Raw genomic sequence first — 19655 nt, 5'->3', positions numbered from 1 at the left:
TGGAACGGGTCCATGATCACCGTCAGGTACATCCATCCCTCACCGGTCCTTATGCGGGTCATGTCGGATACCCATACCTGGTTTTTCCTGTGTACCGTAAAGTCACGATCCAATATATTGGGCGCTATCGGATAATCGTGTCTGCTGTCCGTGGTGACCCTGAACTTTCTCTTTCTTTTGGCGAAAAGCCTGTTGGCCCTCACTATCCTGGCCTCCCTCGGTCTTGAGGCCCCATATCCCCTTTTCAAGAGCTCATCCTGGATCCTTGGTGCCCCGTAACTCCCAAAGCTGTCCTTGAAAATACCATGTATGGCCACCGTCAGGGCCTCGTTCTCCAACCATCTTCTGGAAGGCCCGGTTCAACCAATTGTAATACCCACTTTTGCTTATCTTGAACATTTTGCACATCTTCCCGACAGGAAATTTGAACCTGTGGTGTTTTATGAACCTATATTTTTCCTGTCGCCCTAGGAGAAGATGGCTATTGCCTTTTTTAGGATATCGCGCTCGATCTCCACGCTCCTCAGTTTTTTCTTGAGCTAGGTTTATCTCCCTTTGTTCATCAGTAAGCTTGGGGTTCCCCTTTCCGGGAAAAAACTGTTCTCCCCATTTTTTTTGGCCTCCCTGCGCCAGCGTCCCAATACCGAGGGGTTCAGCCCAAGTTCCCTACATACCTCTGCTGCATTGCCCCTTGCATGGCTCAGTTCGACAGCCTTTTGCTTGAACTCCATTGTGTACTCTCTTTTTTGTTTTGACATGTTTTCAAAGTTAATTCAAACAGTCAACATGCTCTTTTCTCAATGTCCAGTCAAATGTAGTAAGTCCAAAGCGAAAGGGAATAGAGACCAAACCCCTAGGGCAAGGCGCGTTGTTTTTCCAATATAACGGGAAATGAAGATTACGCATAGTGCCTGCCCGCATGGGGCTTGGCTCTCTCCCTGTTTTAAGTTCACTGTCTCATAAAGCCCAGCCCTATATATTTTAGAAAATCGGGGATAGAGGACCGCCAAAATGTCCAATCATGCCCACCATCAATGATGCGGAACTCATGGTCTATTTTCATGTTTCGTAATGAGACATGGGCCGCGGCATTACCTGTATATAGAAAATCATCATCGCCGATGTTAAAGTAAAGTCTTAATTTCAGGTTATCCTTTGCTATTGTATTAATCAATTTCATGGGGTTGTTGGCATCCCAATGGCTAGTATCCGGGTTTTCAGAATCTACATCCATCCCATAAAGGTTTTTAGCCAGTCCTTTCCACATGGGGTTTTTGGTCATTGGATCATCCATTGAAATAATTGCCGCACTGAGTGGCACACAGGTACCGAACATATCATGGTGTTTCACCCCATACAAAAAGGCGCCATAGCCACCCATTGAATTGCCTACAACGGCCCGGTGTTCCTTTGTCTTTTTAATCCTATAGGTTTTTTCGACCATTGGTATAAATTCTTGAAAGAACATATCTTCAAACCTTGAATTGCCTTGGAAATCATTGATGTAAAAATACTGCCCTCCATCAGGCATTATTACAATTGAAGGAGGGATTTGTGCCTTCTCAATGGCAGAATCCATGAAATGGTCTATAAGCCCATATTGTACCCAAACATTTTCATCACCCCCATAACCGTGCAAAAGATAGATTACAGGGTAGCTTCTTGTAGAGTCATCATAACCGGTTGGCAAATAAACGGTATAATCAACCTCTTTGCCCAAAATGGCGCTTTTTACCGACTGTCCTTCCAAAACTTTTCCCTGGCCAAAACAAAACATCGTGCTTAGTAGAGTTATGGCAATTGAAGTAATAGAACTTCTTGATTTTTTCATTTTTTGTTATTTATAGATTATCCAAGTTGATCTTTTTGCTGCCGAACAAAGGGGCATAGGTCCGAGCCTCGGCAAAAGTCAGTCGATTCCGCAAATAAACGATTTGGGCATGTACTCGTGTAAAAGGGGTGTCAATCTCAGGTGGGATATCATACCATTCGTCATCAAAAATCAAGATAACGCTTCTATTTCCAGGTAATGCGCCCGGGGTGAGCACTCCGTGCAACTTTGGGGCTGGGTCACCTTCGTTGGCATAATGGACATATTGGGGGCCTCGGGGGAACCACATACCTGCACCACCCGATGTTTCTACCATGAGTTGGCCCAATTGGCTGTTCGAAAGCTGGTTTTCCAGCGAACGTAGTGATCTGGCCAAGTGAAAGGCCCCCTGACTGTGTCCCAACAAAAGTACCCTGGTCTCTGTATCAATGATTTCGAGCACACTCTTTTCAATAGCGGCCTCCACGACCTCGTTGGTGGGCAAGATGATTTCAAGAGCATCCAGTTTTCCTCCTTTGGTGCCATTGTGTATGCCAACAACGGGGCGACCTGTAAATTCTGCAATTTCAAGCATGCTTTTGAACTGTCTTGTCACATCGTTGCCGGCACCGTTGATAAACCATATGGGTTCGTCGTTTGTGATTGTTTCTGGGTATACTGGGGGCACATCCAGAATACTGGTGGTCCGATAATCAAAAAGTAAGGTGTCCGCCCCTACGTAGTAACCATCAAATTGAATGTCTTCGGACATGTTGCCGAACAGCGATACTTTATCCGACTCGGTTAGGTTTTTGGAAGCATTCAGGTTTTCTTCCTCAAAAGATGTGTCCGAGCAGGAGGCGAACAATAGCAATGACAAAAATGCCGTTCCAAAAAATAAGCGATTGATTTTCTTCATAGTTAAATTGATTTATATAATTTTTGTTAAAATTCTAATATGTATAGGTCACTTCATTGGGCAAATACCCGATTCTATGGGCATTGATGATAAGTGTCTGTCCCTTTTCCAAATTAATGGTTTCTCCTAGGTAGATCTTCCATGGCTTGTGCACATCAACAAGTTCAATGGTCTTTTCTTGGTCGATTGTAAAACCAAAATCCCAACTTTTGGCCCTACGCCTTGATTTCGCGTCAAGGAGGTCACCTTGGTCAACTATGCGATAACCGATCGAAGCTCCTTTAGTAGCACATTCTATAGTAACCCCATTTTTGTTACCTATTATTTTCGGGGGAGATGTTTTAGGAGGTTCCTTTGTGTTTTTCCACCAATTGTTGAATACCATCTCTTTTTCGCCGACCGAGGATAGGTCGCCCACTTTTGTTATCCAATCAAAAAGAGTTTCTTTAAGTTCTTTCTTTTTTGCCGCATATTGGGGCTCTTCCGCAATATTTAACAACTCATTGGGATCCATTTTCGTGTGATAGAGTTCTTCGGAAGGTTTATTTCCGGCAAACCAGTCCAACAGATAGGGGTTATCTAAATTTCCCTCTTTATAGAGTTCCAATATTTCTTTCATCGTGGGTATGCCCTTTCTGTATTGCAGGTCTTGGTATTTGGGGAGTTCTGGCATAAAGTTGTACACATACCTGAAGTCACCGTCGCTCACAGACCGTACCCTATCATATTTATTTGCCATACGGTCTCTCGCCGCAAAGACATACTTTCTTCCTTCCGAAGATTTGTATGCCCCCAGAAAAGCGGTTCCCTGAAGATGGTCGGGAGGCTTGATACCCGCTATGGAAAGCATTGTTGGTGCCAAGTCCACTGCACTGATCAACCTATCGTCTTTGGTGCCGGAAAAACGGTTTTTGGGAAATTTAATGATTAAAGGTATATGCGTCCCCCTTTCAAGAATTTCCCGCTTGGTCCAAGGCATGCATCCACCATGATCGCTAAAAAATATCACATAAGAGTCATCATAGACTTGATCTTTTTTTAACTTGTCAACAATCTCGCCCACAGCCTGATCCATTTGTTCGATACGGGTATAGAGAACTGCCATATCTTTGCGCACAGTTTCGGTATCGACGTAATATGGAGGCAACTTCATGTCATTGGGGTCGAAAAAAATGCTGTCTGGCGACGCCATCAACTTTGATTCGTGTGTGACAGCCAAGTTGAACACACTGAAGAACGGAACGTTTTTAGGCCTATATTCATAAGAAGCCGCTGGGCTACTGTCATCCCAAACTGTAACCGGCACTTCAAACTGATAATCTTCTTTATAGTTGTTTGTCGTATAATAGCCCCGTGCCCTTAGATATTCAGGAAAAGCCTTTACATTGTCCGGCAAAACGGCTGAATAGCTTGGCAGGCCTTCCGGCATAAAAATTGTTGAGTTAGAAAGGGTGCGCATGTGTTGTGTGCCTATAGAAATTGCATGCATGCCGGTAATAATGGATGATCTACTAGGTGCGCATACCCCGGACGTGGTATATGCTTTTGTAAAAACAACCGCATCTTGAGCCAGAGCATTTATGTTAGGGGTTTTCGCAATTGAATCGCCATATACTTCCAAAAAAGGGGAAATATCCTCGCATACTATCCAAACTATATTCGGGCTTTGCTGAGAAAACATCACCTTACACATAAGAAAAACCAATAAGATGGCAACCATAAGCAACAACCTAGTCGTTCCTTGACCTATTTTTTTAAGATGACTTTTCATGTCTGCAGAGTTTTAACTTGTTGGTCGCCCATTTTTAGTAAGAGATGAAAACCCTTTTTTTATAGACATCATTTTTTGTTTTCTTGACACTCTTAGCCCTTTTGAGCTGGGCACCCAACTTCTCATATCATTAAAAAGTTAATTTGTAAAAAAATTTATCATTGTTATCAATTCTTTATTTTTTTTATACATTAGTTGCGATAATTTCAATAATGGGACATGATAATATTCCATTTACTAATTATGATTTTGTCAATCGGCAAATTTGCCATACCATTTGGATTACGGTATCAATGGGAAGAGAAAAAAAAATAGACCAAGTACTAGACTCTATAGAGAAACTGCTCTGGAAAGATCTGAAGAAAGGCTGTTTGGCATCTTTGGGGTCTCTATATGACCTTTACGTTGACAAACTTTTTGCCTATGGGTACAAAATCAGTGGAGATAGAGCTAAAGTTCAAGATGAAATCCACAATCTTTTTCTAGACCTTTATAGATACCACAAGAAATTATCGGATGTCAAAAACATAGAGGCCTATTTGATAATGTCCCTTAAAAGAAAACTCATTAAGCAAAGCGACCATAAGATCAAGAGTTTGGAGAGCGAATTGGAAACCTTTAACAATAGTTACTCTACTGCAGGCCTGACGGTTATTTCACATGAGGAAGAAATGATCGAAGATGAAAAAGAAAATGAACTGTCAAAGAGGCTAAAAAAAATAATGGTTAATTTAACGGATCATCAACGAAAGATACTTCGACTTCGTTTCGCCCAAGAAAAGACATATCAACAGATCGCCGGAGATTTGGGACTTTCTGTTGCTTCTGCCAGAACGCTGGTTTACAGAACGTTAAAAACGATCCGCGACACGGCCTTAACATTGTTCTTTTAAAAAAGCGTTTTTTTTTGTCTATAAATATCAAAAACTGCCCTCTTATATATGGACGGTAAGTTCCATTTACCCCATAATTACAAATAAAGTATGAACTTTAGCGAGAACGAACCACTTTCCGACTTAGAGCGGACAAAGCTTAAGAGCCGTATTATAAGATCGGCCAAACTTCTAAGAAAAAATGCAAAAAGGCAACGAAGGGCAACGTTGTTGTACGGTGCGGCGGCATCGATAGCGCTGTTGTTTGCTGTTTTTACCGTTTTTGACAAATCTAGCGAACAGTCATTGCAGGATTATATTGATGAAAATAAATCAATTGTTGACTTTGGCAGTAGCAGCCAAGTAATCGTGGTGCTCGGAGAGAGAGAAAAAATTCAACTAAATGAAAAGAACAACACATTAAGGTACTCGTCAACGGGAAAAGATCTGCACGTGGGAACAGGTGAAAAATATAGACAAACTATAGAAGATGAAAAAAAACCTGTATTCAACACGATACTGGTGCCCTTTGGAAAACGTACCGACGTGACCCTTTCTGATGGAACGAAAATATGGATAAATTCAGGGTCTAGGCTTATCTACCCTGCGTTTTTCAGGGATAAGGAGCGGGAGGTCTTTCTCGAAGGTGAGGCCATATTCGAAGTTGCACATAACCCATCAAAACCCTTTCGGGTGATCTCGACCAATCAGGAGATCAATGTATTGGGAACCGTTTTCAATGTCAGCACTTATCCCGATGATGAAATGGCTAGTACAGTTCTTAAGAGCGGCAGTGTTTTGGTGACCTATGACCATGATGACGAAAAGTCTTTTAAGATGGCCCCGGGCACAATGGCTGGCTATAATACCAAAACCAAAGAAATAGAAATGCACGATGTGAACATTGATGAATATTTTGGGTGGAGAGAAGGCTTCCTAAATCTGAAAAACCGTGATTTGGAATATATCACCACAAAATTGTCGAGATATTATGGTGTGGAAATTTTCATAAAGGAAAATCATTTAAAAACAGAAACATTTTCTGGAAAACTTGACTTAAAGGAAAATCTGGGGCAAGTCATACAAACTATAGGAGAAGCATCTAACTTTTTTGCGGAATATCAAACCGACAAAATCATACTGGCCTCCACCAAGTTAAATTTAAAAGATACAGTGCCTATGAAATAAAATATACAGAATGAAATGAAAACCGACAGATGTTGGCGCATCTGCCGGTAAAATGTATTACCGAAGTAATAACTAAACTGAACTCTAAAATTATGAATAATTACTTAAGTATTGCCCATGTTCTAGGCAAATTAAATGGTCAATCCATTTCAATAAAAATAATGAGGTCCTTTCTTTGTTACATATTATTGGGGTTAACCGCTCTCTATGCAAACCACTCTTACTCACAGACCAAGTTTAATCTTGACCTTAAAAATGTAAGTTTAGAGACACTATTCAACCAGTTACAGGATGAAAGCGAGTACATCTTTTTTTACAAAGATGGTATTTTGCCCAATGATAATTCAATTACTCTCAAGAAAAACAATATAACCTTACCTAACGTTCTTGACTCTTTATTAGAATCGTACGGTCTAGGTTACAATATTATTGGCAGACAAGTAACAGTCTTTAAAGATCAAACCTATCATATACCAAACACCGACGCCGTTTTTTTTCAAGATTTTACGGTCAGCGGAACGGTTTTGGATGATTCAGGAGTTCCTTTGGCAGGAGCAAATATCATCGAAAAGGGAACCACGAACGGCACCCAAACCGATTTTGATGGAAATTTTTCGATCAAGGTAACTGACGGTGATGTCATATTGACCGTATCCTATATCGGGTTCACTACGAAAGAAATCCCTGTCAACGGACAATCGGTTTTGAACATTGTTTTGCAGGAAAGTACTGCCGTCCTTGATGAAATCGTGGTTGTCGGCTATGGAACGCAGAAGAAAAGTGACTTAACTGGGTCCGTGGCGTCATTGGGTCAAGACGACATGAACCCGGGGGCGAACGTATCCGTGGACCAAATGATGCTAGGTAGGGCTGCTGGGGTACAGATAAACCAAGCCAGTTCAGCCCCTGGAGGTGGGTTGGCAATTAGGATCAGGGGCTCCAACTCTTTGAATGCCAGTAACGAGCCTTTGTATGTAATAGATGGGTTCCCGATTGACAACAGCCCCAACCTTGGTTCTGGCGGGGTGGCCGAAGTAGGTCAAAACCTGAGCCCTAGGAATCCCTTGAATTCCCTGAATCCAGCTGATGTGGAATCGATAGAGATTTTAAAGGATGCCTCAGCAACGGCAATTTACGGTTCAAGAGGGGCAAATGGGGTAATTTTGATCACTACCAAGAAGGGAAGCAAAGGCAAGGTAAATGTCACGTATGATGTATATGCAGGTATCCAATCGGTCGCTGAAAAAATCGATGTGCTTTCCACCTCACAATACATAGATGCCATAAACGACTTGTCAATTGCACAAGGAAACGCAGTGGTTTTCAACAATGAGGATATTTCAAGAATCGGCAGGGGGACCGATTGGCAAGATGAAGTCTTTCGCTCGGCTCCTTTGACCAATCACAACCTGGCTGTGAGCGGGGGCAGCGAAAACACAAACTATTATGCCTCATTCAACTATTTTGATCAAGAAGGTGTTGTAAAAAATACGGGGATAAAAAGATATACCGGAAGAATAAACCTTGAGACAAAAATTGGGAACAAGACCCAGATAGGCCTAAACTTCAACACAAGTTTGGTCAAGGACAACAACAATGTCGATGGCGTCAATACCAATGAGCAAGCAGGGCCTATTTATTCTTCATTGTTATATGATCCTACGGAGACCATATTTAATGACGATGGTACTTTTAGCCAGTCGGCGAATCTGACTGTCAACAATCCAGTTACCTTGATAAATGCCATCATTAGCGAGAGCGAGACCAATAGAACATTCGGAAGTGCTTTTTTGAACTACGATTTCACTGAAGATCTTTCAGGCAAGTTCAATTTCGGGACCGACAGACAAACATCGAGACGTGACATTTACAATACCACCCAGACCATTCGTGGCGGTGCCGCTGGCGGTATCGCGAACATCAACGTATTGGAACGCTCCAACTATCTGTTCGAGTACACGATGACCTATGACAAAGCTTTTAACGAAGACCATGCACTTACGGTATTGGGTGGTATCACCTTTCAAAAGTTCAGTTCGCGGTTCTTTTCCGGTAATATCAGCGGTTTTCCGACAGATGATATCAAAACTAACAATTTGGCACTGGGCGACACCAATACGGATGTACTCTCTAGTGGCAAGGAAGAAAATACCTTGTTGTCATATCTAGGCAGGGTGAACTATAACCTTTTTGACAAATTTTTATTTACCGCCTCAATAAGGGCGGATGGGTCATCAAGGTTTGGAGAGAACAACAAATGGGGTTATTTTCCATCCTTTGCCTTGGGCTATAAACTTGACCAAGAAGAATTTATTCCCGATAGTTTCAGCCAGTTCAAGCTACGGGCGAGTTGGGGTCAGACAGGTAACCAGGAAATTGGCAACTATGCATCGCAACTGACCTTTGGAACAGGACCCAACGTAGTGTTTGGTGGCACCATTTCAGGCAGTGTCTCCCCCCAGCGTATTCCAAATCCAGACCTTAAGTGGGAAACCACCGAACAACTCAACATCGGTCTTGATTTCGGTATTTCAGGGGGCAGATTCAGTGGTAGTTTAGATTATTTTTCAAAAGAATCGAAGGATTTGTTGTTTGACCTTCCATTGCCATTTGCTTCCGGTTATTCATCAATATTGACAAATGTAGGCGAAGTTAAGAACAGTGGGGTTGAGTTTCTTTTTAACTCGACCAACATAGTGACCGATGATTTTAAATGGGATACTTCATTGAATTTTTCCGCCATTAAGAATGAAGTGGTGGATTTGGGACGAATTGAAAGTATTGTGACGGGAAGTGTACAAGCAGTGGGCAACACGGCGATCATTCAAGAAGGTGATCCCCTGGCCTCCTATTATGGATATGTTGTCACCGGCATTTTTCAGGAAGGTGACGATATAGCCAATTCACCACAGCCCACAGCCCAGCCAGGCTTTCCAATTTTTGAAGATAGAAATGGAGATGGGGCCATTACGCCTACCGACCAGACCATTATAGGCACCCCATATCCTGATTTTACCTATGGTATACAAAATTCAATTTCCTACAAGAATTTGACGTTGGACTTCTTTTTTCAAGGTCAGGCAGGTGTCGACCTATTGAATATCAACCTGATAGAGTCTCTCTATCCTGCAAACTTCAGAAGAAACCGACTTGCGCACCAAATATTGGATCGATGGACGCCCCAAAATACAGGTGCTAAATGGCCATCAGGGGTAAACCCCAATGCCTATGGTGCAGGAAAAGTGAATACCCTGACCATTCAAGATGCATCTTACCTGCGTTTGAAAAATGTCAGGCTATCGTACAACGTTCCAGTTCAAAATATTGATTTTTTGAACTCACTTCAAGTCTATGTGACCGGCCAGAACCTGTTTACAATTACTGATTATGTGGGATTTGATCCTGAGGCTAATTCATTCGGTAGAAGTAACGTTAGGATCGATTATAGTAGTTATCCCCTGGCAACAACCTATATGTTGGGTCTTACTGCCAATTTTTAGGTCAAACAATTAAAAAAATCATAATTATGAAAACTTATTATTATAGAATAGCTCTCACTATAATGCTGTCTGGCCTGCTGGGCTGTGAAGAACGTTTGGAGGAAGAGGTGTTCTCTGAGCTCTCGCCCTCAACACTTTTTACCTCTGAGCAAGGTCTCAGCTCCTTATTGAATGCAGCTTATGCCTATTCGCATAGGGCTGGGGATGATGAATCCTGGTCCCCTTATTATTTGGGAACCATGCCAGCCGGTGAGGTATGGGGCGCTGGTGGGTCGATTGAAAGTGTATGGCAATCATTGATCGATTACAATTGGGACAGCAACCATGGCCAATTGATTCCTGTATGGATAGTGTACTTTAGTTCCATTCGTGATGCGAATCTGGTCCTGGACAACCTGGACAATGATTCTTTTTCGAATGATTTTAAGCAGAGAACGGAAGCCGAGGCCCATTTTATAAGGGGATGGGCCTATTCGGAGCTTTACAAGCTTTTTGGTAGGGTGCCGATTTATCGGTCTTCTACTGATGATCCTTTGCTGCCCCGATCAACTGACGAAGAGACTCAGGCCTTTATAGAGCAGGAACTGTTGGGGGCAATAGCCACTTTACCCAACCAACCTCCGGCCTTTGGAAAAGCATCCAAAGGCGTGGCCATGTCGGTCTTGGCAAAGTTTTACCTGAACACCAAGCAATGGCAAAAAGCGGCCGACATGTCCTCGGGCGTTATCGATTTGGGACTGTACAGTCTTTTACCCAATTACTCAGACGTGTTTGAAATATCGAACGAGGGCAATGCCGAGGTCATTTGGGCACTTCCCAAAGATGCTGCTGGGGCGGGCCAGTTTATGAATGCGCTGATTTTCCCACCGGATTATCCAAGACCTTTCCCGAACAATTCTGTATTTGCTGCACGCACTTACTTATTTGATGATTTTGTAAACTCCTTTGAGGCGACAGATACTAGAACCAGCCGTATAATAACCGAATGGCAGAGTACGGCAACCGGTGAACTGGTAATGGGGTTGGGCAACGATCAATCACACCCCTATAAATTACCTTTTGACCCAAATGCCGTGGGAGCGTCAGCTGGCAATGATATTATTGTCATCAGGTATGCGGACATATTGTTGACAAGGGCAGAAGCACTCAATGAACTCAATGGTCCCACCCAAGAGGCCATCGACCTGATCAACGAGGTCAGGAACCGGGCCGGTGCCACCCCCTTGAATCTGGGAAGTTTTGGCAAAGATTCCTTAAGAGATGCCATATTGAGTGAAAGGGAGTGGGAATTTTACTTTGAAGGAAATGCGAGGGAAGACCAAATAAGACACGGGGTCATGATTTCTAGGGCCCAAGCAAGGGGGAAAAATGCCCAGGATTTTCATGTGCTCTATCCGATTCCCCAAAGAGAACTGGATGCCAATTCAAATTTGGAACAAAATCCTGGATATTAAAAACATCAGTGTTCTTTTTGGGAGTCGAGAATATAATATATAATGAAAAGAAAAGTATTCCAGATTAATTTAATGGTCGGCCTACCTCAAGGTTTCTTCCAACCTTTTCGCTTTACTGAAGTCTATCTTGGTAGACTTCTGTGGATTTACCAGGCCTTGCTTGAATATTAAAAATTAAATTTAGATGAAAGTAAATACGATTAGATTCATGAACATAAAGCTGTTTTTGACACTTGCCTTCTTGTCATGGGTTGGCACCTGCACGGGACAACAAGCCAATGTCGACCAAGTTACACAGAGAGAAGACGTACCTCCGAACTTTGTTGTCATTTTTGCCGATGACCTTGGGTATGGTGATTTAAGCTCATATGGGCACCCTACAATACACACCAAAAACCTGGACCAAATGGCGGTCGAAGGCCAAAAATGGACGAACTTCTATGTTGGGTCGAGCGTATGCACACCCAGCAGGGCAGCATTGATGACCGGGAGATTGCCCATCAGAAATGGAATGACCAGTAAGGTGAACCGTGTTCTTTTTCCCGATTCCCATAAAGGATTGCCGCAAAGTGAGATAACCTTGGCCGAACAATTAAAAAAAGTCGATTATGTGACGGCTTGCATTGGCAAATGGCATTTGGGACATAAAGAGGAGTATTTGCCAACGAGCCAAGGGTTCGACTATTATTTTGGTATTCCTTACAGCAATGACATGGACAACATTATTCCATTCAGGTCAACTCAAGGGTATATTGATTTTTGGAAATCGGAAGAGAGGAAAGATATAAATACTTTCAATGTTCCACTGATGCGCAATACGGAGATAGTGGAGCGCCCAGCTGATCAGAACACATTGACAAAACGTTATAATGAAGAGGCGGTACAGTTCATAAGGAAGAACAAGGAAAAACCTTTTTTCCTTTATTTGGCCCATAATCTTCCACATGTGCCCCTTTTCGCATCAAAGGACTTTCTGGGCACCAGCGATAGGGGGCTCTATGGCGATGTTGTTGAAGAAATTGACCATGGGGTGGGACAAATATTGGCCGAATTAAAAAATAGTGGCCTAGATAAGAATACAATTGTAGTCTTCACCTCAGACAACGGACCATGGCTCATCATGAACCAAGAAGGTGGAAGTGCAGGGTTATTGAGGGAAGGAAAAGGATCTACATGGGAAGGGGGTATGCGTGAGCCATGTATTTTTTGGGGACCAGGCCGAATCCAACCTGGTTTGGTCACCCAAATTGGCACCACCATGGATTTGTTTACCACTTTCAGCAAATTGGCAAACGTGCCATTGCCCGAAGATCGACAGATGGATGGAAATGACCTTGGGCCAACACTCTTTGAAAAAAAACCAAGTGAGAGAAAAGAAGTGTTTTATTACAGGGGAGATGAGCTTTATGCGGTTAGGCTGGGAGCCTTCAAAGCCCATTTCATAACGGAAGGTGCCTATGGCCCACCGATGCGTGAAGAACATGACCCCCCACTCCTATACAATCTTGAAGTGGACCCATCTGAAAAATATAATGTTGCCGAAAGTAACCCTGATGTCATTGAGCAAATCAAAGCCTTGGTCAAAATCCATAATTTAAATTTGGTCAAAGGGGAAGATCAGTTGAAAGACAGGGGTTGACCTTTGAATTATCAATTAAATTTCAAACTAGTTTTAATTTATCAATATACAATATATATATGAAAAAACGAGGTCAAATTCAATGTGTGGTTATTTTATTGCTTCTATTAGGCGGGGGCATAGTAGCACAGGACCAAAAAAGCAACTATTCGCTGGTGGAGATTCCGGCTCCATCACTTAAGGATAATTTAATAGGCACGAAAGATGTGCAAAAGATTGGGGTTTATTTACCACCGTCTTACTTAGACTCAGATCAATTGTTTCCAGTTGTCTATTTTTTGAACGGTTATACCGTTGAGGCTGGCGAATATCCCAAAACGGAGGCTTTTGACAGTTATATGAAGAATAGTAAAGAACACGAGTTCATCTTAATAGAACTCAACGGCCATAATCTGTTTGAAGGGTCGATGTATGCCAATTCACCTGTTTCGGGAAATTGGGAAGATTTTATTGTAAGAGATGTCATTACTTATGTTGACAGCCATTACAAAACTTTGGCGAAACGGGAATCTCGTGGAATAAGTGGACATTCAATGGGCGGAGGTGGAACAATCAATATCAGCTTAAGGCATCCCGAGGTATTTTCTGTGGCCTATGCCATGAGTCCTGCCGTTTTGGCAAATGATAATTTATTGAATGGTATGTTTAAGAACGATTCGACCTTGGTGCAGGTTCAGAATTTATCCGAAAAAATGGTAAATGTGAGGGATGAGGATTTTTCTGAAACCTTGCAACAAGAATTAAAATCGTATGACCGAAAGATAACGAGCATATTTGGTATTCTTGCCTTTGGATCTGCATTCTCTCCCGATCTTTCACAACCCTTAAAGATTGCATTCCCGTTTACGATGAATGCCGATGGCACCTTTTCCAAGAAAGAAGAAGTCCTAGAGAAATGGGTAGCTGGTTTTGGGAATTTGGAAGAAAAAGTGAAAAATTACAAGAACAATTTAACCCAGTACAAAAAAATTGCATTGAGTTGTGGCTATCAGGACGAAACTCCCGGATTGCTCGAAGGTTCAGTTTATTTCTCTACATTGTTGAAAGAGGAAAAAATACCACATAGCACCTGCTGGTACACCGGCAAACATAGTGACAAGGTCAGTGAGCAACTCATCGGTGAGGTATTTCCGACTATGTCCGCTTACCTACATGGTGAAAAGTAATATGATAGGTTGATTTTGAGTTAGTTTTTTTAAGGGAGCGCAGCTTGTCTGCGCTTTTTTACTTTTGCTTCCAGTTCCTGTCCTTATGCTGATTTTCTTATTATGAACTAATACATTCACACCGTGAAACCAACAGATTCGAAAAAGACTTTTAAGTGGGATTGTAAAATGCCACACCTGAAAGTATTGGCTTTTTTATTTATTTTTTTGACATTTTTCTTTACAGTCCATGGCCAAGGTTCTGAGTTACTTTGGCTCGAAAATGATTCCATTAGGGTATCAATAAGCAAAAAAGGGGCTGAACTTCAAAGCATAAAAGGCAAAATCAGTGAGTTTGAGTACCTATGGCAGGGCAATGGTGAATATTGGGCGGACAGGGCTCCCATAATGTTTCCAGTAAATGTCAGATTCAGGGACAACGAATTTTATTTTCGGAACGTCAAATACGATATGCCGAAAATGGGAATTTTAAAAGAGCGCTTTATGACAGTAAAACATAAATCAAATGATGAGGTTACATTAAGTTTTGTTCCCAACAAAGAAATATTGCATGAAAACTATCCCTTTTTGTTCAAAATTTCAGTTCGATATAAATTGACCGATAATACCATCTTGAACGAATACGTCATCAGAAATGACGATACCCATAGCATGTATTTTGCACTTGGGGGGCATCCTGGGTTTAATCTGTCACTTGGTCAACCAAATGATAGAAAAAAGCATGAGTTGTTTTTTTATAAATCCCTTTCTGCCCAAAGAGAACTAATTAAAAATAGTCTTCTGAAAGATTCGGTAGCCCCCTTTTTACAAAATGAGACAACTCTTGGATTTGATGATGACAGGATACCTAATACTGGGATTTTCATCAAAGATTCAGTTATCACTAAAATTGGTCTGGCCAAATCTGGCCAAAAACCATACATAAGTTTGATTCTGGGTAATTTTCCGAATGTCAATATTTGGAGCCCTCCAGGATATCCGTTTGTGTGCATTGAGCCTATGGCCTCACATCATGATTTTGAGGATTCTCCAAAAGATATTGAAAAAAAGTCACACCTCGTCACATTGAAACCGGGCGAAACCGTTAAGTATTATTTTTTAATACAAATAGACCAAAGCCTTTAAACAACAATCTACATATTATCAAAACATGGTTTTGCATTTGCTTCTAATGCCTAATTATGTAACGAATTTATGGTGTTTTGTGTTTCGTTTCTGCTTTTCTAAAGAAGGTAATTACTGGCAGTGCCTGTTGTCTTTGGCGTTACTTTAAAACATGAAATATTACATTTGAGGTTTATTGAGAAAATTTGATAAGTTTTGGAATAACCATTTTTCAATATAAGTCATAAACACGACCTTGCTTCAGTAGGTTATTTTGCATATGAAGTGATTTAAACTTTTTTTGGACGAGAGATAGTGTAAGGTTCCCCTAAAGCAAAGCGTCCATAAATATACTTTCTTTTGTGAAATGGCTGTCCATTAGCAATTAGGGAAAGCTGGATTTCCCTCGGCTTTCCAAAATTTTTTCGGTGGCCTGTTGCCCAATGATTCATGTGGTCGGACATTGTTGTATTCCCGGAACCATCTCTGGGTCTGGTCCCTGACCAGATCAAGCTCCGTGAACAGATAAGCATCCAAAACCTCTTTACGGTAGATGCCGTTGAACCTCTCGACCAAAGTGTTCTGGGTCGGTTTTCCCGGTTGGAAATACCGGATCTCGACACCGTTCTTTGTGGCCCATGTATTGAAAATGGCCGAAGTGAACTCAGGGCCATTGTCCACGCGGATGGTCTCCGGTGAACCCCTCCATTCGATGAGCCTGTCCAGTTCTCTTGTTATCCTCCTCGCACTGAGCGAAGTGTCGACGGTGGACACCAGGGGTTCCCTGTTTAGGTCGTCGATTACGTTGAAGACCCTGAACGATTTTCCGTTGGTCAAGGTATCCTGCATGAAATCGGCACTCCATGTGATGTTACAGTCCACGGGGTGTATATGTGGGCTCTTTACCCTTTCGGGCAACCTTCTCTTTCGCTTTCTTCGAATGTTCAGCCCCATCAACACATAGACCCTGTAGACTTTTTTGTGGTTCCAGCCGTGGCCCATTGCCCTGAGCATATGGAACATCTTTCTGAACCCGTAGGTCGGGTGACCTTCGGCCAGCTTTTCCAAAGAATCCATAATCACTTCGTCTTCGGGCTTCCTCTTGAAACGGTAATAATAGACCGACAGACTAAGGCTCACCGCCCCACAGGCCGCCTGATACTCAACCCTACCTCTTTGGCCAGGTATCCGACAGCTTCTCGCTTCTCGGCGGGCTTAGCTTTTTTCGATAAGGTTCTTCAGGGCGTTGTTCTCAAAGGCAAGATCGGCTTACATGCGCTTGAACTCGGCAAGTTCCGACTCCATCTCCTTCATCTTCTTGAGTTGGTCTACTCCCATGCCCCCCTTATTTTGCCTTCCAGTTGTAAAAGGTCGGTTGGCTGATACCGTGCTCGCGGCATATCTCGGCAACGGTCTTTCCCTTTTCTTGTGCCGTTAGGACCTTGATGATCTGTGTCTCGGTGAATCTGCTTTTTTTCATTGCCTCAAATTTAAACGTTGAACTCTAATTTCCAACGCTTCGTTTTTCAGGGAACCTTACAGACTTCTGAGATCAGTGTTACCATACTTAAATTCCATAGTCCATGCACAAAGTACACGATAAAGATACTATTGAAATGGAGATAGTTCCGCAGATTTTTCTTTCCCAAAGTGGTTTTCCACCGACAGCCCCGATTTCTGAAATTATCAATGCCATCCTAGTCTAGTTGAAGAGCGGTGCGTAAGGAAAGGAAGAGGCGCAAAAATGACCAATGCACTTTATCTGATCGCTAGGCGAGTTTATGGGCTAGCTCGTCAAGTTTTTGTTTGTAATTGTCCCTGTCCCTGTCCTAAGGATGGGGGCAATTATAATACATGACGGTTGTCAGTCTATTTTTGGATAAACCTGTTGGTGTAATCTTCGGTTACAATACCTTTTATGGTGTTGATTATGAGATGTTGTAGAATCTCGTGCTGGGTATATTTATCAAACAGACTGGTTTTACCAAAAGCGATAGTGTTCAAATTCAAAAAGTACAGTTCACAAACCAATCTCAAGTTCACCTCATTTTGAATAAAGCCCAATTTTTGTGCATCGACAAAGAGTTCGTAAATAGTTTTATTTACCAAATCATTTCGAAAGCTATAATAGAGATCATAGGCCTTAGGGTAATATTTCTTTAGTCCGAAAAGGAACGTGGGACTGAAAAATTTTAAATGTTCGAAACCCTTTTTGTATATCAGTATTATCTTTTCCAGAGGATCTTTACAGAAAGCAATCTCCGATTCTTGGATCTCCCTTGAATATCTTTGCAGTAGATAGACCGTACTCTCTTGAACCAATTCTTCTTTTTTCCTAAAATAATTGTAGATGGTCTTCTTTGATATGCCAAGCTGATTTGCCAACTCATCGAGTGTGAACCGTTTACTCCCAAATTGAGCGAAGTTTAAGGCGGAGCATGCAACAAGTTCGGATTTACAGATCATTGGGTTAAATTATTAAGGCAACATAAAGTTACGTATTTATAACGATAGCGAAATATGATAAAGATCACCAAAATGATAAATAATATTAGGTCGTTAAACCTTTTGTTTCGGTTCTTTCTAGTCAAATATAACTGGTCTTAAATTTCAATAGCATTTTGGATAGACCAAATAATGCCGGGTACTTTAAAATCCCAAATTGAGGCACTTAACTTCCATCTTCTTTGGCTCCATAGCCAAAGTTCCGGCGATTTAAAGATCACGTTTTCCAATGCCTCTGCATAGTCTTCTATAATCCCATTGATTCTCACGGAAACGGGACTTTCCGTTATCAAACTAAAAATGTAGTCCATAGTACCCTCTTTTTATTTTTTTGTAAGAAGGGAACAAAACAACTTCACTGGTTTTTTTGGCAAGCTTTTCGGCCCCTAGAAAAAAGCTGTTTCCCTGTTCAAAAAATGGCAGCAATGTTTGGTACTGATTCTGACAGGGCTTTGATCGCCGATGATGCAGTTCAACATAATGACATTCTTTCGTTCAAGGTCGATAATGGTCCTATATCCCTTGGTGGATTCAATGCAATGGACACCAAATCGTTCTCTGATAATTTTAAATAGGCTATTGAAATAGTGGTTTTTAATTGGTTTGTATAAAGTGTCTGATCGGTAAGGAAAAAAAGTGGTAGGAATATCAACCATTCCCAATTTCCCTGATGGGCAGTGTAAAGCAAAATATTTTTATTCTCGCTTAAATAATGTTCTACCAAATCCGGATTCTCTATACGCAAACGTTTCATTGCCGACCTTTTACTGATGGTCAATGTCTTAATCGATTCGACAAGTATATCACAGAAATGCCGATAGAAGTTCTTTTCAATTTTTCTCAGTGTAATTTGTGGTTTTTGAGGAAAGGATTTTTTGATATTGTCCGAGACTAAGTTCCTTCTATACTTCATGAGGTAATAGACCACTACAAACAATATGTCCGATAACAGGTACAGAACAGGCATCGGCAGGGTCGAGATGGCATAAAAAGGCAAATATCTAATCTTGGGCAGCATCTTGTTTTTCATTACAAAAAAATTATAATGGCACAGGCAACAAATAATTAGTTTCCTTTTTTCTAAAGGCCGGCCTACGATTTATTTTTTGATTCCTTTCACGAACATTTTTAATGCGCTTTCATATTGTCTCTGCAATAGAGAATACTCAATTTCCGTGATATTTATTGTGTCTTTTTTAATAAGTACATTGTGCCGCAACCCTTGGAAAATGGCAATGAACAATTGCGAATAATAAGCAATATCAAGATTTTCAAAATCTTGGGCGGCAATACCTTTTTCCAATATTTTACTCACAAGTCGTATTTCTTCTTTGCGAAGGTTTTCGAATAGGCGGGCGTAAACGGGTTTTAAACTGTTTATAGATTCCAGGCTCAAAGAACTGAGGTGTGCAAAATCGCGAAAGTAGATCAGTCGCCTTTCTAGGTAAATATGGAATAACTCTTCTGCAGGGACAACCGAAGAAAGAAGACCTTCAATCTCGTTTAAAAATGTTTTATGTTCTTGCTTTACTACTTCCTTGAAAAGTTCTTCTTTAGTGGAGAAGTAGTAGTATAGGGATGCTTTTGATAGACCTATATCCCCGGCAATCTCCGTCATTGTTGTTTTTTTAAGGCCATAACGGCAAAATCTTTTTTTGGCGGAATCAAGTATTAACGAAAAATTATCGGTACTTTCAATATTGAACATTTGACTTTTTTAGTTAGAA

General features: G+C 41.5%; 17 protein-coding genes and 1 pseudogene. 8 read left to right on the top strand and 10 right to left on the bottom strand.

Annotation, left to right across the window (positions count from 1 at the left end; translation table 11 throughout):
• The 5 genes from PP182_RS19195 to PP182_RS19175 all read right to left on the bottom strand — a co-directional run.
• A partial coding sequence (locus PP182_RS19195) for an IS3 family transposase (RefSeq protein WP_272652862.1) occupies positions 1 to 338 on the bottom strand: 338 nt, incomplete at its 3' end.
• 207 nt (positions 339 to 545) lie between these two features.
• Positions 546 to 758 carry a transposase gene (locus PP182_RS19190; protein WP_220123573.1) on the bottom strand — a complete coding sequence of 71 codons (213 nt, stop codon included), beginning with the start codon at positions 756 to 758 and terminating at the stop codon, positions 546 to 548.
• Between the two features lie 191 nt (positions 759 to 949).
• Positions 950 to 1831 (bottom strand): alpha/beta hydrolase, encoded by an 882-nt coding sequence (locus PP182_RS19185; protein ID WP_036379425.1) that lies wholly within the window; start codon positions 1829 to 1831, stop codon positions 950 to 952.
• A 10-nt stretch (positions 1832 to 1841) separates the two neighbouring features.
• On the bottom strand, positions 1842 to 2729 hold the full coding sequence (locus PP182_RS19180) for a hypothetical protein (protein ID WP_036379423.1): 888 nt from the start codon (positions 2727 to 2729) through the stop codon (positions 1842 to 1844).
• A 34-nt stretch (positions 2730 to 2763) separates the two neighbouring features.
• Positions 2764 to 4500 (bottom strand): sulfatase family protein, encoded by a 1737-nt coding sequence (locus PP182_RS19175; RefSeq protein WP_081894176.1) that lies wholly within the window; start codon positions 4498 to 4500, stop codon positions 2764 to 2766.
• A gap of 293 nt (positions 4501 to 4793) precedes the next feature.
• On the opposite strand from PP182_RS19175, the gene PP182_RS19170 reads away from it, so the two are divergent.
• From PP182_RS19170 to PP182_RS19140, 7 genes are all read left to right on the top strand, one after another.
• Complete coding sequence (locus PP182_RS19170; protein WP_163634980.1) at positions 4794 to 5393, top strand: RNA polymerase sigma factor; 600 nt, start codon at positions 4794 to 4796, stop codon at positions 5391 to 5393.
• Between the two features lie 90 nt (positions 5394 to 5483).
• Complete coding sequence (locus PP182_RS19165; RefSeq protein ID WP_036379419.1) at positions 5484 to 6560, top strand: FecR family protein; 1077 nt, start codon at positions 5484 to 5486, stop codon at positions 6558 to 6560.
• Positions 6561 to 6652: 92 nt separating this feature from the next.
• Positions 6653 to 10060 carry a TonB-dependent receptor gene (locus PP182_RS19160; protein ID WP_197062536.1) on the top strand — a complete coding sequence of 1136 codons (3408 nt, stop codon included), beginning with the start codon at positions 6653 to 6655 and terminating at the stop codon, positions 10058 to 10060.
• Between the two features lie 26 nt (positions 10061 to 10086).
• Positions 10087 to 11514 (top strand): RagB/SusD family nutrient uptake outer membrane protein, encoded by a 1428-nt coding sequence (locus PP182_RS19155; RefSeq protein WP_036379417.1) that lies wholly within the window; start codon positions 10087 to 10089, stop codon positions 11512 to 11514.
• 184 nt (positions 11515 to 11698) lie between these two features.
• Entirely contained in the window at positions 11699 to 13153 is a 1455-nt protein-coding gene (locus PP182_RS19150; RefSeq protein ID WP_036379415.1) for a sulfatase family protein, read from the top strand.
• Positions 13154 to 13212: 59 nt separating this feature from the next.
• Positions 13213 to 14319, top strand: a complete 1107-nt coding sequence (locus PP182_RS19145) for an alpha/beta hydrolase (RefSeq protein WP_051947140.1) — start codon at positions 13213 to 13215, stop codon at positions 14317 to 14319.
• Positions 14320 to 14487: 168 nt separating this feature from the next.
• Positions 14488 to 15444 (top strand): aldose epimerase family protein, encoded by a 957-nt coding sequence (locus PP182_RS19140; protein WP_036379412.1) that lies wholly within the window; start codon positions 14488 to 14490, stop codon positions 15442 to 15444.
• 357 nt (positions 15445 to 15801) lie between these two features.
• Here the strand turns inward: PP182_RS19140 and PP182_RS19135 are convergent.
• Positions 15802 to 16903, bottom strand: a pseudogene (locus tag PP182_RS19135) (IS3 family transposase).
• A gap of 103 nt (positions 16904 to 17006) precedes the next feature.
• On the opposite strand from PP182_RS19135, the gene PP182_RS19130 reads away from it, so the two are divergent.
• Positions 17007 to 17129, top strand: coding sequence for a hypothetical protein (locus PP182_RS19130; RefSeq protein ID WP_255307434.1), 123 nt, complete (start codon positions 17007 to 17009; stop codon positions 17127 to 17129).
• A 163-nt stretch (positions 17130 to 17292) separates the two neighbouring features.
• On the opposite strand, the gene PP182_RS19125 is transcribed toward PP182_RS19130, so the two are convergent.
• The 4 genes from PP182_RS19125 to PP182_RS19110 all read right to left on the bottom strand — a co-directional run bounded on the left by PP182_RS19125 (position 17293) and on the right by PP182_RS19110 (position 19636).
• Positions 17293 to 17889, bottom strand: coding sequence for a TetR/AcrR family transcriptional regulator (locus PP182_RS19125; protein ID WP_036379408.1), 597 nt, complete (start codon positions 17887 to 17889; stop codon positions 17293 to 17295).
• A 137-nt stretch (positions 17890 to 18026) separates the two neighbouring features.
• Positions 18027 to 18239, bottom strand: coding sequence for a hypothetical protein (locus PP182_RS19120; RefSeq protein ID WP_036379405.1), 213 nt, complete (start codon positions 18237 to 18239; stop codon positions 18027 to 18029).
• 161 nt (positions 18240 to 18400) lie between these two features.
• Positions 18401 to 18958, bottom strand: a complete 558-nt coding sequence (locus PP182_RS19115) for a lysophospholipid acyltransferase family protein (protein WP_036379403.1) — start codon at positions 18956 to 18958, stop codon at positions 18401 to 18403.
• 69 nt (positions 18959 to 19027) lie between these two features.
• A complete protein-coding gene (locus PP182_RS19110; protein ID WP_051947139.1) occupies positions 19028 to 19636 on the bottom strand; it encodes a TetR/AcrR family transcriptional regulator in 609 nt (202 codons plus the stop codon).
• Between the last annotated feature and the right edge of the window lie 19 nt (positions 19637 to 19655).

The organism is Maribacter sp. PR1, assembly GCF_028464145.1.
GTDB lineage: Bacteria > Bacteroidota > Bacteroidia > Flavobacteriales > Flavobacteriaceae > Maribacter.
Note: the sequence above shows the minus strand (reverse complement) of the source record. Positions and strands in the feature narration are given on the sequence as shown.